The sequence below is a fragment of the Pseudomonas sp. 31-12 genome (genome assembly GCF_003151075.1).
In the GTDB taxonomy this organism is placed as follows: Bacteria; Pseudomonadota; Gammaproteobacteria; order Pseudomonadales; family Pseudomonadaceae; genus Aquipseudomonas.
Window position 1 is genome coordinate 3,938,390 of record NZ_CP029482.1, and the last position, 13,989, is coordinate 3,952,378.

A 13,989-nucleotide genomic window follows, 5' to 3' on the forward strand; every position below is an offset into this window, starting at 1 on the left:
GAGCGGGCTTGCTCGCGAAGGCGGAGTATCAGGCCAAGAAGATGTCGACTGACACTCAGTTTTCGCGAGCAAGCCCGCTCCCACAGGTTTCGTACCTGCCGGATAGTCCCCCCATTTTTCTGCCACGAATTGAAGATGAGAGAAACGATGAAACCACGTGCCCGCGATTTGAATATCCAGTTCGGCCAACTGCAACCCGGCCCCCTCAACGCCATCACCGATGTTCCCGGCGTGCGCGTCGGCCACAGTGATGTGCGTGGACGGACCGCCAATGGGCGCGACATCTACACCGGCGTGACCCTGATCGAACCGCGTGCCGGATCGACCAACCAGCAACCGTGTTTTGCCGGCGTCCATGTGCTCAACGGCAACGGCGACGCCACGGGGCTTGAGTGGATTCGTGAAGCCGGATTGCTGACCAGCCCGATCGCCTTCACCAACACCCACAGCCTGGGCGTGGTGCGGGATGCGCTGATTGCTTTGGATCGCGAGGCTCAGCCCGATGACGGACGACTTTACTGGAACATGCCGGTGGTGCTGGAGACCTTCGACGGCCTGCTCAGCGACATCAACGGTTTTCATGTGAAGCCCGAGCATGTGGCCGAGGCCCAGCGCAATGCCATCGGCGGACCGGTGACGGAAGGCGCAGTGGGTGGTGGCAGCGGGATGATCTGTCACGAATTCAAGGGGGGCATCGGTACGTCTTCGCGGCAATTGAGCAGGGCGCAGGGAGGCTGGACCGTCGGTGCGATCGTCCAGGCCAACCATGGCATTCGCAATGAGCTGCGCGTCGATGGTTATCCGGTCGGGCGTTATATGGAACAGGCAGACTCACCGTTCCTCAGGGCATCGCTGCCCTATCCGGGCATGGGCTCGATCGTCGTGTGCCTGGCCACCGATGCACCGCTGCTGCCGCATCAATGCACGCGCCTCGCACAACGCGCCAGCCTCGGGCTCGCCCGTACCGGCGGCGGCAACGAAGACCACAGCGGCGACATTTTCATCGCATTCGCCACCGGCAACCAACACGTGCCACCCGCCGCTTACGAAGGGAAAGGTGCGCCCACCTGCGACAACCTGCGCATGGTCAACAACGACCACATCAGCGAGTTGTTTTTGGCCGCGACTGAGGCGGTGGAGGAAGCGATCATCAACGCCGTGCTGGCCGCTGAAACAACTGAAGGTAACGGCCACACTGTGCCGGGTCTGGACGCAAAAACACTGCTCAAGGCATTGCGTCAGGCCGGTTGGCCAGGGGAAACAGGCGGGATCTGAAGACTCGATTTAACGAGGCCGCCCGATGCAGTGCATCGGGCGGCTATCGATTAGTCTTTAAGGATCAGCAGCGGTGTGTCTTTTTTCACGAGGTAGGTCGCCAGCTCCGAGGCTTTGCCGTCACCGACGTTCTTCGCAACATGCACGGTGCCTGCGGGGATGTACAAGGAGTCGCCGGCTTTGAGCGTCACTGGCGCCCGTCCTTCTAGTTGATACTCAAACGTGCCCGAGATCACGTAGGCGACTTCGACGCCAGGGTGCGAATGCTTGGGGGATACGACGCCCGGATCGAAATCGACACGAACCTGAATGACCTCACCCTTGGAAATGTCGAGGTCCTGGCGCACCAGGTCCGTGCGATGAAGGCCGGTCTGCCAGCTTTTTGCCGGAGTGGCTTGCGCGGGCGCTTTTGCTTCTTCAGCCGCGAAGGCGTTGAGTGATACAGCGGCAGCCAGGGCGATGCCGAGCAGGCCTGCGGTGTGACGGGATGTGATACGGGACATCGCAATTCTCCAATGAATGCCGCGGTTGCGGTGGCTTCATTACGAGGTCGCGGTGTATCGCGCAAGTGTCGAGAACAGCATGGTTTTGTATGCCCAGGTAACGACTGGCGCCGGGGATACGTTCGGATACAACCGCGGACGCACGTCAGTGCGGTACGCCGAACTTGGTCACGATGTCTTCTGGCTTGAGTGCTCGTCCGTCCGTTGAAACCAGCTGCAGTTTCTGGATCGGCTGACGATCCTTTGCGTCGACCATGACGGATCCCGCTTCGCCGGGCTCGTACAAAAACTCGTTACCCCATTGGGACAGGGCAATCAGGACAGTCTGCAAGGCCCTGCCCTTTTCGGTCAGCACATACTCCTTGTAAATGCTCCCGTCAGCCGCCGGTTCCATGCGCATTACACCCTCTGCCACCAGGCCTTTGAGGCGGGCACTCAGAATGTTCTTCGCGACATTCAGGCTTTTCTGAAAATCACTGAAACGCCTGGTGCCAGACAGCGCATCACGAATGATCAGCAAGGACCACCAGTCGCCAATCAGATCCAGGGACCGAGCGACCGGACAGGGACTGCCCTGCAAGCTTTTGCGCTTCACGTAAACGAACCTCCGGCAAAAAGGTGCCAACGCTGACGCAAATCAGTCAGATGGCAGGTGGTTGCATAATACAACCAACGCTGGTAAAAATCACTCCCATCGGTTTCATTATGAAACCGACAACCCGATTTCGAGCGATACCCTGTGCCAGACGCACAGTGATTTCGCCTTCAATGGTTGCATGATAAAACCGTAGGAGATTCCCAATGAAACTGGCTGGAAAAACTGCATTCATCACCGGCGGCAACAGTGGCCTCGGCCTGGCCACCGCCAAACTGTTCATCGCTGAAGGCGCAAAAGTGGCGATCACCGGTCGCAGTCAAAAAACCCTGGATGAAGCCCGGGAAGCGCTGGGTCCAAACCTGTTGGCGATCAAGGCGGACCTGACCGATGTTAAAGAGATCGAGCGCGCCGTAGCAGAAGCCGTCGCGGTATTTGGCAAGCTCGACATTGTGTTCGCCAACGCTGGCATTGCCGGGCAGACCCCGGTTGGCGGCACCACATTTGAAACGTTCCAGAACATCATCCAGACCAATCTCACCGGCACGTTTTTTACCGTGCAGGCAGCCGAACCGCATCTCAACCCAGGGGCCTCGATTATTTTGAACGGCTCGGTTCACGCCGTCATGGGGTGGCCTGGTTACAGCGCGTACGCAGCAAGCAAGGGCGCCGTTCGTTCCATGACCCGCGTGATGGCTGCTGAATTTGCCCCGCGTGGCATTCGCGTCAACCAGATTACCCCCGGGGCCGCGCGCACACCGGTATGGAACCCGCACACGGTGAAAGTGGGAATGGATGCGCTGGAGGAAAAACTGAACACTACGATCCCGCTCGGTCGCATAGGCGAAGCTGACGAAGTGGCCACCGTCGCCTTATTCCTTGCCTCCAGCGACTCTTCGAATGTCGTAGGCGCCGAGATTGTTGTCGATGGCGGTGCAACCAGTTCGCCTCTGGGCGCACCGGCTCACCGAAAAAACTGGCAGGCGTAACGGGTTTGTATCGGTGTGTATTTTCGCTGGCGATCTTACACAGCGATACACAACCACCTGATCAGGACATATAGGCACTACATAAAAGTGAAAAAGTGGGGACCTCACCCGTTCGCCCCTTAAACCGGCGACATACCGGGTGATGCCCCCAACACTTAGCAGGAACCCGTCATGATCAATGAAATCGACACCGTTCTGTATACCGGCAAGACCCACACCACCGGCGGCCGCGACGGCGAATCGAAGAGTTCGGATGGACGTCTGGACGTCAAGCTTTCCCCACCCGGCTCTTCCGGAGCTGGCACCAACCCCGAGCAACTGCTGGGTGCGGGCTGGTCGGCCTGCTTCATCGGCGCGATCGGTAAAGCGGCTGCCGCGCTGAAAGTGACCTTGCCGAGCGGCGTCGCGGTTGATGCTGAAGTGGATCTGGGCAAGACCGAAAATGCCTTCTTCCTGCAGGCGCGCCTCAATGTCAGCCTTCCGGGCCTCGACCCGGTTGTCGCACGGGCGCTAGTGGATGCCGCGCATCAGACCTGCCCGTACTCCAAAGCGACCCGTGGCAACATCGACGTCGAGATCAATCTGGTCTAAACCGGGCACCGCGTTCGGCCTGTCTTCCCCGGCAGGCTGTACCGGCTTGTTCCCTATAGCATTTATCCATCCTGCCGCCCTTGCCCAAGGACGAAATCGGTCTAAAAAGTCCGGTTTGCGTTTCGCAGGCTTTGCTATTCTGAATTCTGTAGGTGAAGACGCAGACTGATGCGCAAGAGGATAGCGAGGAAGCGTAGGGCGCGCTCCTAAGGGTACACGGTTAGAAAGACGCTCCAAGGTGAGGTCCAGCCCTTATGCCGTGTGAAGCAGGACAGCACAAAACTGTTCTGTCAGAAGCCTGATAAACCTTGTAAGCCAGAGACCAGCGCTGGCCACCTACTCGATTCCGAAGCCCGCCCTGTGCGGGCTTTTTCATTGTGCGCAGGAACCGGGAGCCAATCCCACCTCCCAAAACCCGCCCATTCGTCGCCAAGCACGCGTCTACCCTATTGACTTCGATTGGCGACTGCGCGAGTATTATTTCCATCGCATACGATACAAACGTATACGTCATACACACCCACTATACCTTTGAGGATTCACCCCATGAGCAAGATCGAAAAAGTCCTGGCCTCCGGCAAAACCCACACCACCATGAGCAGCACCGGCACCACTTCGCGTGGCCATAACGGCACCCTCGACATCGTGCTGACGTCGCCTGGCAGCGACAAACCCGTTCATGAATTCAAAGGCACCCAACCGCACCCGAAAGCCGAGCAATTGTTCGCCGGTGCCTGGTCGGCCTGCTACATCGCCGCCGTCGGTCTTGCCGCCAAGCAGCGCAACGTTGAGCTTCCATCCGATTTGTCCGTCGATATCGAAGTCGACCTCGGCCAGACAGGCGACGCTTACTTCCTTCAAGCACGCCTGACACTGCGCGCTCCAGGTCTGGATCAAGCTGTGGCGACTGAAATCGCCCACGCCGCCGACCAGATCTGCCCGTACTCCAAGGCAACCCGGGGCAACATCGACGTGGCCCTGAACGTTCTCACGGCTTGAAACACCGCGAAGTTTTGACATCAACCGGCATTCTAGAAATATTACACATATCGCATGCGATGTAAGCGCATACGAATAACAAACTTATTAAACATTCAGGTAATCACCCATGAGCAAGATCGAAAAAGTACTGGCCACCGGCAAAACCCACACCACCGCCAGCAGCACCGGCAACACCTCGCGCGGCCATAACGGCAGCCTCGACATCGCCATCTCGTCGCCCGGCAGCGCCCAACCCGCGCATGTGTTCGCCGCCACCCAGCCGCACCCCGCCGCCGAGCAATTGTTCGCCGGTGCATGGTCGGCCTGCTACACCGCCGCTGTCGGCCTGGTGGCCAATGACCTGAATGTGGTGCTGCCGGCGGACATGTCCGTCGACATCGAAGTCGATGTCGGTCAGACCGGTGCCGAGTACTTCCTTCAAGCTCGCTTGACCCTGCGCGTGCCCGGCCTGCCGGATGATGTTGCAAAAACCCTGGCGCACACCGCTGACCAGATCTGCCCATACTCGAAGGCGACCCGTGGCAACATCGACGTAGACTTGAACGTCCTCACGGCGTGACGCACCGCGCGGCGGGTTCGACGTTGCCCTGCTCGTCGGCCCGTCGGAAGGCAGAAACGAGGTTCTCGGGCGCGACCGGTCTGATGCAGAATGAGTTCACGTCACTGCAGACGTCGATCAAGACCCTGTGCAACAACCTGATCAAATCAATCAACACTGAGGAGCAAGCGATGACCACGCACACTGAAACCGCAATCCTGGCCGGTGGCTGCTTCTGGGGCATGCAGGATCTGATAAGGAAACAAAAAGGCGTGTTGTCGACTCGCGTCGGTTACTCCGGCGGCGACGTACCGAATGCGACTTACCGCAACCATGGCACCCACGCTGAAGCGATCGAGATCGTGTTTGATCCGTCCATCATCAGCTACCGGGAGATCCTTGAGTTTTTCTTCCAGATTCATGACCCATCGACCGCCAATCGTCAGGGTAACGACATCGGCCTCAGCTATCGCTCGGCGATTTTTTATCTGAACGAAGAGCAGCAAGCGGTGGCCGAAGACACGGCGGCCGATGTCGATGCCTCCAAACTCTGGCCCGGTCGGGTCGTGACTGAAATCGTTCCCGCGGGGCCGTTCTGGGAGGCAGAGCCGGAGCATCAGGACTACCTCGAACGACTGCCGACCGGTTACACCTGCCACTTCATTCGGCCGAACTGGAAATTGCCAAAACGAGCGTGACGCGGCGGGGCCTGGGTTCGCGCAACGCAACCCAGGTTTTGCGTCGGGTTTGGGTACCCGGGTGGCATTCGCCCTGATGAAAAACCAGAGCGAATGCCAGCCGAATTCAAGGCTGCCGGGGTCCTGTGCAACATAGAATCTCCCACAGATTTTTCGCGTCTATCCAGAATTCAGGTTTCTGGCTGCACCACGCCCCGCTCCTCCAGCAAGCGCACAAACATGGTCAAACTCTGCGATACCGTGCCTCTGCGCCACACCAGCCAGGTGCGCAAATACCGGAAGGATGGCGACAACGGCCAGACGCTCACCGTGGTGCAGCCCGGCATGCTTTCGAGCATGCTGCGCGGCATCAGCGCCAGGCCGGCACCGGCGCTGACGCAGGCCAGCATGCCGTGATAGGACTCCATTTCGAAGATTTTGCCGGGCACCGCCGCGTCCTTGCTGAACCAGCTTTCGAAGTGGTGTCGATAGGAGCAATTGGAGCGGAAGGCATAGATGTTTTCGCCGTTGACCTCCCGCGCGCGGTGGATCGGGGCATGGTTGAGCGGCGCGATCAGCACCATTTCTTCCTCGAACGCCGGCACGCCTTCGAGTGCCGGGTGCAGCACCGGGCCATCGACAAACGCCGCGGCCAGTCGGCCTGACAGCACGCCGTCGATCATGGTCCCGGACGGTCCGGTGGACAGGTCCAGCTCGACCTTGGCGTGCTTCTGGTTATAGGCGGCCAGCAGCTCGGGAATGCGCACCGCCGCCGTGCTTTCCAGCGACCCCAGCGCGAAAGTGCCCTGGGGTTCTTCACCGGCCACCGTCGCCCGGGCTTCCTGCACCAGGTCGAGAATTCGCCGGGCGTAATCGAGAAAACTCCAGCCGGCAGGCGACAGGCGCAGGCGGCTTTTCTCGCGGATAAACAGGTCCACGCCCAGGTCCTGCTCCAGCTGCTTGATCCGTGTCGTCAGGTTCGACGGCGCGCGATGGATGTGCTGGGCGGCCACGCTGATGCTGCCGTGCTCGGCCACTGCCTTGAAAATTTCCAGCTGAACCAGATCCACAGTCATTCTCCAAACGTGAACGATATGCTCAGCATTATTCAGTTTCCAGAAAACAAACGCCACTTTAACCTGAACGCATTCCCACCCTAGCAGGACGGTGCCATGACCAACGTATCCAGCCTCACCCACGCCATTTCGATCAACCCCGCCACGGGCGAGCAGATCGGCCACTACCCTTTTGAATCCGATTCGGCGCTGCAGGCTGCGCTGTCCCGTGCCGCTGCCGGGTTCCGCGTCTGGCGCAGCACAGCAGTTGCGCAACGCTCGCAACGGTTGATCACCCTGGCCGGGGTTTTGCGCGACAACGCGGCAGCGATGGCGAACATGATCACCCTGGAGATGGGCAAGCCAATCACCCAGGCGCGCGGTGAAATTGAAAAATGTGCGCAGCTCTGCGAGTGGTACGCCGAACACGGCCCGGCCATGCTCAGCGCCGAACCGACGCTGGTTGAAGGTGGCAAAGCGCGCATCGAGTATCGCCCGCTCGGCCCGATTCTCGCGGTGATGCCGTGGAATTTCCCGATCTGGCAGGTCCTGCGTGGCGCCGTTCCCGCGCTGATTGCCGGCAACACCTACGTGCTCAAACATGCGCCGAACGTGATGGGCAGCGCTTACCTGCTGCTGGAAGCCTTCAAGCAAGCCGAGTTCCCTGAAGGCGTGTTCGAGGTCATCAACGTCACGCCGGAGGGCGTTTCCACAGCCATCGCTGATCCACGCATCGCCGCAGTGACCCTCACCGGCAGCGTCCGCGCCGGCATGGCCATCGGCGCGCAGGCCGGTGCAGCGTTGAAGAAATGCGTACTGGAATTGGGCGGTTCGGATCCGTTCATCGTGCTCAACGATGCCGACTTGGACGAAGCAGTCAAAGCCGCCGTGATTGGCCGTTATCAAAACACCGGGCAAGTCTGTGCAGCCGCGAAACGCTTGATTGTCGAGCAAGGCATCGTCGAAGCATTCACGCGCAAGTTCGTCGAAGCCACACGCAAACTGGTGGTCGGCGATCCACTGGCCGCTGACACTTACGTTGGCCCGATGGCTCGCTTTGATCTACGAGATGAACTGGATCAACAGGTGCGCGACACCTTGGAAGAAGGTGCGACCTTACTGCTGGGCGGCAAGAAGGCTGAAGGCCCGGGCAACTTCTACGAGCTGACCGTGTTCGGGGATGTCACCGACCAGATGACCTCGTTCAAGCAGGAACTGTTTGGCCCGGTGGCCTCGATCATCACCGCTCGCGATGCTGCTCATGCGCTGGAATTGGCCAATGACAGCGAATTCGGCCTCGCCGCGACGATCTACACCGGTAACGTCGAACGTGCCCAGCAGATGGCCGGCGAGCTGGAAACCGGTGGAGTGTTCATCAACGGCTACTGCGCCAGCGACCCGCGCGTCACCTTTGGCGGCGTGAAGAAAAGCGGTTTTGGCCGCGAGCTGTCGCACTTCGGCGTACGTGAGTTCTGCAACGCACAGACGGTGTGGCTGGATCGCCGCTGATAGCCTCCAATAGCCCGGGAGTCTTTAACTCCCGGGCCAAGTTCTATTCGTTCAAAAAATACACCTTGTTCACAATCATCCAGCGTTCATTGATTTTCAGTAACGACAGATAATCCGTGAACCGCATGCCAACGTAGTCATCAATGACTTTCACGGCGGCGGCATCACCCGTTATGTCGACGCTAACGGTTTGCCAGAACGGTTCGACCTCTTTCGCTGCCGGGCCTTCAGCCTTGATCGCGCTGATAAAGTCCTCCAGCGATAACCATTCCAGCGTTTGTTGAAAGTGACCGATGATGCGACAAGCGGGATGAAAAGCCTGCCGCAGCAACGCTTCGTCCGCGAAAACCATGCCCTCCACGTAATTGCGCACCACAACGCTGATGTGCTCCTTGTCCATCGATTGAGCCGTCATGTCATACCTCCAACTGACTCATCCCACCTGAAAAGTCTAGCACTGCACCCCGGACATTCTTGGGCGGCGGCTATGCTGATGAGGGCAAATTTTCAGGAGGAGCTCAAAGATGTCGCTGACGTTTTACTTCCCTCCGCTTGCCTTGTATTGCCACAAACACGCTCAGCCGACGATATCGATCAACTGCTCACGCTGCGCACCGGTCAACATCGGCCCGAAACCGGCGCCGGCGTTGTCCGCCATGTAGCGCGGATTGCCGGTGCCAGGGATCACGCAGGTCACTGCGGAATGCGACAGCAAGAACTTCAGCGCCATCTGCGCCCAACTGTTGACCCTCACGTCCGCCGCCCAGCGCGGCAAGGGTTTGTCCTTCAATCGAGCGAGCAAGTCACCGCCGCCGAACGGTCGATTGCAGATCACCGCCACGCCGCGTTCGCGACACAGCGGCAGGATGCGTTTCTCGACGCCACGGTCATCCAGCGCATAGTTGATCTGCAAGAAATCCAGCGGCTCGGCCTTGAGCACTGCTTCCACCTCGTCATACGCCGAGGCCGTGTAATGGGTGATACCGATGTAGCGGATTCGTCCTTCTTCTTTCCATTTGCGCAAGGTCGGCAGATGGGTTTGCCAGTCCAGCAGGTTGTGGATCTGCATCAGATCGATGCGATCGGTTTGCAGCAGCTTGAAGGACTGCTCCATCTGCGCGATGCCTTCTTCGCGGCCCCGGGTCCAGACCTTGGTGGCGAGGAAGGCCGGCGAGCGCGGCTCGTGAATCGACAGCAATTCACCGGTCGTTTCTTCCGCCCGGCCGTACATCGGCGAGCTGTCGATCACCGTCCCGCCCTTCTCGAACAATGCACGCAGCACGGCGGGCAGCTGCTTATAGGCGGGGCTCGACGGCGCGACATCAAAACCGCGATAAGTGCCCAACCCGACGATGGGCAAAGGCTCGGAGCTGGAAGGAATGGCGCGGGTCAGCATGTTCTTGCCTCCTGTTTCCTTCGACGGCGTGGTTTCTGCAAAGGCCGGACCGAAGGTAAAAACCGCCGAAGCCCCGGCAGCCAGCGTGAGTATTTGGCGACGCGTGTATCCATCAGTGTGGCTCATGGAATGGCCCTTCCACCTTTTTGCTGTCAGCCCGTTGTTCCTGGTGCCTGGCCAGCCACAGGCTTAACCAGCCCCACAGCCCGGCAAACGGCACGATCACCAACGCTATCAGACCAAAACCGGCGCCCAGTGCCGTCAAACCCACCGACAACCAGCCACTGGCGGCATCTCCACCGCGATACACCAGGGTTTCGATCACATTCTTGGCCTTGTACTTTTCCTCGCGGCTCACCACGGTCCACAACACCTCGCGCGCCGGACGCACGATGGCGAACTCGACGGCGCGGCGCAGCCCCTGCGCCAGGGCGACGGTGGCGGGCACGGGCGCCAGGGCCATGGCGGTAAACGCCACGATGGTCGCCAACGGCAACGCCACCAGCGCCCCGCCGACACCGACCAGACGAATCAACGGCGCCGTCAGCAGCAGTTGAAAGATCAAGGTCAACGCCGACACGATCAAATCGACCACGGCGAAGAATTGCGTGCGGCTGGCCACATCAGCATAGCTACCCGCCACAATCCGTCCCTGTTCGAAATACAACAAGGTCGCGGCGCTGGTGTGAAGCAGCATGAACAACACCAGCCCCAGCAGATAGGGCGAGCGCACAATCAGGGTGATCCCGGCCAGTATGCTGCCGCCCATGCGCCGATCATCCCGCAAGCGGCTGCCGGACTGCGATCGGGTCCGGGACAGCAGCGCCCGATAGCAGCGAACCGCGATTTCCAGCAACACCGCCGCCGCGACGGTCAACGCCACCGGGCCCAGGCGCGTGGCCATGGTCGCGGCCAGCAACGGCCCGATGAACGTGCCCAGGGTCCCACCCGCCGCGATGAACCCAAACAGCCGTCGTCCTTGTTCACTGGAAAAGCGGTCGACCAGCACGCTCCAGAAAATGCTGACGATGAACAGGTTGTAGATGCTGATCCAGACGAAAAACACCCGCCCGACGGCCACCGGCGCGACGTGATTGGCGATCAACACACCAAACACCAGCATCGACACGGCAATCACGCGATAGATCAACGGCACGAAACGCGTGGCAGGCAGCCGCGAGGCCAGCGCACCAAACACCGGCACCATCAACAGCATCACCACGAAGGTCGCCGAGAACAGCCACTGCAATTTGTCGGCACCGCCCTCAAGCCCCAACGCATCGCGCAGCGGTCGCACCAGGTAATAACTGGCCAGCACGCAGAAATGGAACGCGAACCCCAGCATCAGGGCGGTTCTTTCGCCGGGTTGCACGTTGAGCCACTGTGCAGCGATGGGCATGGGCGCCCTCCTCTGTAGCCGGGCTCGGAGTGCCCCGCTACCGATGAACTAAACTCTGGCTCCAATCCCGTGGATTGGGTTCCTCAGCCCAGAGCCGTCAATGTCGCCCACTAAAGTTAGTCGAATGCCACGAACCCTGGTGTTAATCGTCGTCATCCTCGCCGCGTTGTACCTGGCGCTCTGTGCGGCGCTGTTCGTGTTTCAGCGTGCGCTGATCTACTTCCCACAGCCCAGCGCCATCGAAACGCCCGAAACGCTACTCAAGCTGACCGTAGAGGATGCCGAGGTGAGGGTGTCGGTCAGGCCCCACGATGGGCCAAAGGCGTTGATCTATTTCGGCGGTAATGCCGAGGACGTCTCTCGCAACCTGCCCGGGTTCGCCCAGGCGTTTCCGGAGCATGCGATCTATTTGCTGCACTATCGAGGTTTCGGCGGGAGCTCCGGTTCGCCCTCCGAGGAAGCCATCCAGCGCGATGCCATGACCTTGTTCGACAAAGTCTACGACAGCCATCCGCACATCGCCGTGGTCGGACGCAGTCTCGGTTCAGGCGTCGCCGTGCGCCTCGCCAGCCAGCGCCCGGCCTCGAGCCTGATCCTGATCACGCCCTACAACAGCCTGGAAGACCTCGCCGTGCGCCAGTTCCCGTGGTTTCCGGTGAAGTGGCTGCTGCAGGAGCGCTTTGAATCATGGAAGTACGCGGCGCACATCACGATGCCGACGCTGCTGATCGCGGCGGAGCACGATGAAGTCATACCGCGCTCCAGCACCGAGCAGCTCTTCACGCATTTCGCCAAAGGTGTGGCCACGCTGCGGGTCATACCGGGCGTGGGCCACAATTCCATTTCCGAGAGCCCTGAATACCTCAAGCTGATGGGCGCAGCCCTGTGAACAAAATAGCTCAGCCACCTGTAGCAACTACCTTGTGGCGAGGGGATTTATCCCCGTTGGACTGCGCAGCAGTCCCAAACCAGGCACCGAGTTTTATCTGGAAAATCGCGTGAGGCTGGACTGCGACTGCTTCGCAGCCGAACGGGGATAAATCCCCTCGCCACAAAGCCGCAGCTACACCCTGGAGGATCCATTTGGTCGCGACGAAAACGACCTGCCGATCGATGCCATCGTGCGCACGATCGAGCGGGAGATTCTTGCAGCGCTGGGGGAAACACAGCTGCCTCCGGCACTCGAGCCGGTGGATTTCGTGCTGGGCTGAAACGCAGGACTCATCGCTGATAAAAGTCGCGATACCACGTCACAAATTGCTTCACACCTGCTTCTATTTCTATGTGGGGCGAGAAGCCGACCCAGTCTGCCAGCGCCGACACATCGGCCCATGTCTTGATGACATCGCCCTTTTGCATCGGCAAATAGTTGCGCTGGGCTTTTATGCCCAGCGCCGTTTCCAGGCATTCGACAAACTCCAGCAACGCGACCGGTTTCCCACGGCCGATGTTGAAAATCCGGTTGACGCCATCAGCCTCCTTGTCCGGTACCGGCGGCTTTGAACGCAAGCGGGCGATGCTTTCGACAATGTCGTCGACATAAGTGAAGTCGCGCGCCATCTGGCCATGGTTGTAAATATCGATCGGCCTGCCATCGAGCATCGCTGCGGTAAAGGTGAACAGCGCCATGTCAGGACGTCCCCACGGCCCGTAAACGGTAAAAAAACGCAAGCCGCTGGCGCGTAGACCGTAGAGATGGCAGTAGCTGTGGGCAAGCAATTCATTGGCTCGCTTGCTGGCGGCGTACAGCGAAACCGGTTGATCGACCGGGTCATCGACGCTGAACGGGAGCTTGTTGTTGGCGCCGTACACCGAACTGCTCGACGCATAGATCAGATGCGCAGGCCGATAGTGGCGGCAGGCTTCCAGCACGTTCAGAAAGCCCACCAGATTCGATTGCGCATACACATCCGGGTTATCCAGCGAATAACGAACCCCCGCTTGCGCCGCCAGATGCACGACCTCGGTGAACCCACTGTCTTTGAATAACGCCATTAGCGCCGGCTTATCGACAATGTCCATCGTCTGAAAACGGAAGCCGTGCAACTCGCTCAATTGTTTGAGCCGAGCGTGTTTCAATTCCACGCTGTAATAATCGTTAAGGTTGTCGATACCGACAACTTCCTGCCCCTCCAGGCACAATCGTTTGACGGTGTGATACCCGATGAAACCCGCCGCACCTGTTACAAGAATGGTCATGATGGTTATCCCGCTTGTCCAACTCCAAGCAATTAGTTATAGCGTTGCAATAGCCTTGGATCCAAATTCTATTACAAGACCCAATAACGGTAATCAGCCTCCAGACCCTCTTCGCAGCGCACGACTATAAATATCATAAAAAGTTTAAACCGTTCGACGGAAAACAAATCAGCTTAATAAACAAATACTTGACTACAACCGAATGCAATATTGGACAAAAGGCATGTTTTTTGACAAGGAACGTTTGACAGATTATCGAGA

The 13,989-nt window shown here is 59.2% G+C and carries 15 protein-coding genes and 1 pseudogene; 9 read left to right on the plus strand and 7 right to left on the minus strand.

Going from position 1 to position 13,989, the window contains the following annotated elements:
* Positions 1–147 precede the first annotated feature (147 nt).
* Entirely contained in the window at positions 148–1,275 is a 1,128-nt protein-coding gene (locus DJ564_RS18530; RefSeq protein ID WP_109632208.1) for a P1 family peptidase, read from the plus strand.
* Between the two features lie 50 nt (positions 1,276–1,325).
* On the opposite strand, the gene DJ564_RS18535 is transcribed toward DJ564_RS18530, so the two are convergent.
* Positions 1,326–1,778: a cupin domain-containing protein gene (locus DJ564_RS18535; protein WP_109632210.1), complete on the minus strand. Its 453-nt coding sequence runs from the start codon at positions 1,776–1,778 to the stop codon at positions 1,326–1,328.
* 145 nt (positions 1,779–1,923) lie between these two features.
* Positions 1,924–2,373 (minus strand): helix-turn-helix domain-containing protein, encoded by a 450-nt coding sequence (locus DJ564_RS18540; RefSeq protein ID WP_109632212.1) that lies wholly within the window; start codon positions 2,371–2,373, stop codon positions 1,924–1,926.
* Positions 2,374–2,579: 206 nt separating this feature from the next.
* Here DJ564_RS18540 and DJ564_RS18545 point away from each other — a divergent pair, with 206 nt between their 5' ends.
* The 5 genes from DJ564_RS18545 (at position 2,580) to msrA (ending at position 6,191) form a co-directional block, all read left to right on the plus strand.
* Complete coding sequence (locus DJ564_RS18545) at positions 2,580–3,362, plus strand: SDR family NAD(P)-dependent oxidoreductase (RefSeq protein WP_109632214.1); 783 nt, start codon at positions 2,580–2,582, stop codon at positions 3,360–3,362.
* A gap of 171 nt (positions 3,363–3,533) precedes the next feature.
* Positions 3,534–3,953 (plus strand): organic hydroperoxide resistance protein, encoded by a 420-nt coding sequence (locus tag DJ564_RS18550; RefSeq protein ID WP_109632216.1) that lies wholly within the window; start codon positions 3,534–3,536, stop codon positions 3,951–3,953.
* A gap of 546 nt (positions 3,954–4,499) precedes the next feature.
* The gene (locus tag DJ564_RS18555) at positions 4,500–4,952 is read left to right on the plus strand and encodes an Ohr family peroxiredoxin (protein ID WP_109632218.1); all 453 of its coding nucleotides are present in this window, start codon (positions 4,500–4,502) and stop codon (positions 4,950–4,952) included.
* Between the two features lie 109 nt (positions 4,953–5,061).
* Complete coding sequence (locus tag DJ564_RS18560; RefSeq protein ID WP_109632220.1) at positions 5,062–5,514, plus strand: Ohr family peroxiredoxin; 453 nt, start codon at positions 5,062–5,064, stop codon at positions 5,512–5,514.
* A gap of 170 nt (positions 5,515–5,684) precedes the next feature.
* Positions 5,685–6,191, plus strand: coding sequence for a peptide-methionine (S)-S-oxide reductase MsrA (gene msrA / locus DJ564_RS18565; RefSeq protein WP_109636093.1), 507 nt, complete (start codon positions 5,685–5,687; stop codon positions 6,189–6,191).
* A gap of 170 nt (positions 6,192–6,361) precedes the next feature.
* Here the strand turns inward: msrA and DJ564_RS18570 are convergent, their stop codons facing one another.
* Positions 6,362–7,240: a LysR family transcriptional regulator gene (locus DJ564_RS18570; protein ID WP_109632222.1), complete on the minus strand. Its 879-nt coding sequence runs from the start codon at positions 7,238–7,240 to the stop codon at positions 6,362–6,364.
* 102 nt (positions 7,241–7,342) lie between these two features.
* On the opposite strand from DJ564_RS18570, the gene DJ564_RS18575 reads away from it, so the two are divergent.
* A complete protein-coding gene (locus DJ564_RS18575) occupies positions 7,343–8,734 on the plus strand; it encodes an aldehyde dehydrogenase family protein (protein WP_109632224.1) in 1,392 nt (463 codons plus the stop codon).
* Between the two features lie 43 nt (positions 8,735–8,777).
* Here DJ564_RS18575 and DJ564_RS18580 read toward each other — a convergent pair whose 3' ends face one another.
* The 3 genes from DJ564_RS18580 to DJ564_RS18590 form a co-directional block, all read right to left on the minus strand.
* Complete coding sequence (locus tag DJ564_RS18580) at positions 8,778–9,149, minus strand: nuclear transport factor 2 family protein (protein WP_109632226.1); 372 nt, start codon at positions 9,147–9,149, stop codon at positions 8,778–8,780.
* Between the two features lie 162 nt (positions 9,150–9,311).
* Entirely contained in the window at positions 9,312–10,256 is a 945-nt protein-coding gene (locus DJ564_RS18585; RefSeq protein ID WP_109632228.1) for an aldo/keto reductase, read from the minus strand.
* Complete coding sequence (locus tag DJ564_RS18590; protein WP_109632230.1) at positions 10,243–11,529, minus strand: NTP/NDP exchange transporter; 1,287 nt, start codon at positions 11,527–11,529, stop codon at positions 10,243–10,245. Before DJ564_RS18590 ends, DJ564_RS18585 begins: the two co-directional genes overlap by 14 nt.
* Before the next feature lie 124 nt (positions 11,530–11,653).
* Here DJ564_RS18590 and DJ564_RS18595 point away from each other — a divergent pair, with 124 nt between their 5' ends.
* Entirely contained in the window at positions 11,654–12,418 is a 765-nt protein-coding gene (locus DJ564_RS18595; protein ID WP_256597427.1) for an alpha/beta hydrolase, read from the plus strand.
* A gap of 181 nt (positions 12,419–12,599) precedes the next feature.
* A pseudogene (locus DJ564_RS18600) lies at positions 12,600–12,740 on the plus strand (bestrophin); the annotation flags it as partial.
* Between the two features lie 10 nt (positions 12,741–12,750).
* Here the strand turns inward: DJ564_RS18600 and DJ564_RS18605 are convergent.
* Positions 12,751–13,728, minus strand: a complete 978-nt coding sequence (locus DJ564_RS18605; RefSeq protein WP_109632234.1) for an NAD-dependent epimerase — start codon at positions 13,726–13,728, stop codon at positions 12,751–12,753.
* Positions 13,729–13,989 lie beyond the last annotated feature (261 nt).

What these genes read in the sequence shown, in the direction of transcription:
- DJ564_RS18545 (WP_109632214.1), top strand. Translation starts at nt 2,580, where the DNA reads ATGAAACTGGCTGGAAAAACTGCATTCATCACCGGCGGCAACAGTGGC.
- DJ564_RS18585 (WP_109632228.1), bottom strand. Translation starts at nt 10,256, where the DNA reads ATGAGCCACACTGATGGATACACGCGTCGCCAAATACTCACGCTGGCT.
- msrA (WP_109636093.1), top strand. Translation starts at nt 5,685, where the DNA reads ATGACCACGCACACTGAAACCGCAATCCTGGCCGGTGGCTGCTTCTGG.
- DJ564_RS18555 (WP_109632218.1), top strand. Translation starts at nt 4,500, where the DNA reads ATGAGCAAGATCGAAAAAGTCCTGGCCTCCGGCAAAACCCACACCACC.
- DJ564_RS18595 (WP_256597427.1), top strand. Translation starts at nt 11,654, where the DNA reads ATGCCACGAACCCTGGTGTTAATCGTCGTCATCCTCGCCGCGTTGTAC.
- DJ564_RS18550 (WP_109632216.1), top strand. Translation starts at nt 3,534, where the DNA reads ATGATCAATGAAATCGACACCGTTCTGTATACCGGCAAGACCCACACC.
- DJ564_RS18605 (WP_109632234.1), bottom strand. Translation starts at nt 13,728, where the DNA reads ATGACCATTCTTGTAACAGGTGCGGCGGGTTTCATCGGGTATCACACC.
- DJ564_RS18530 (WP_109632208.1), top strand. Translation starts at nt 148, where the DNA reads ATGAAACCACGTGCCCGCGATTTGAATATCCAGTTCGGCCAACTGCAA.
- DJ564_RS18590 (WP_109632230.1), bottom strand. Translation starts at nt 11,529, where the DNA reads ATGCCCATCGCTGCACAGTGGCTCAACGTGCAACCCGGCGAAAGAACC.
- DJ564_RS18535 (WP_109632210.1), bottom strand. Translation starts at nt 1,778, where the DNA reads ATGTCCCGTATCACATCCCGTCACACCGCAGGCCTGCTCGGCATCGCC.
- DJ564_RS18560 (WP_109632220.1), top strand. Translation starts at nt 5,062, where the DNA reads ATGAGCAAGATCGAAAAAGTACTGGCCACCGGCAAAACCCACACCACC.
- DJ564_RS18575 (WP_109632224.1), top strand. Translation starts at nt 7,343, where the DNA reads ATGACCAACGTATCCAGCCTCACCCACGCCATTTCGATCAACCCCGCC.
- DJ564_RS18580 (WP_109632226.1), bottom strand. Translation starts at nt 9,149, where the DNA reads ATGACGGCTCAATCGATGGACAAGGAGCACATCAGCGTTGTGGTGCGC.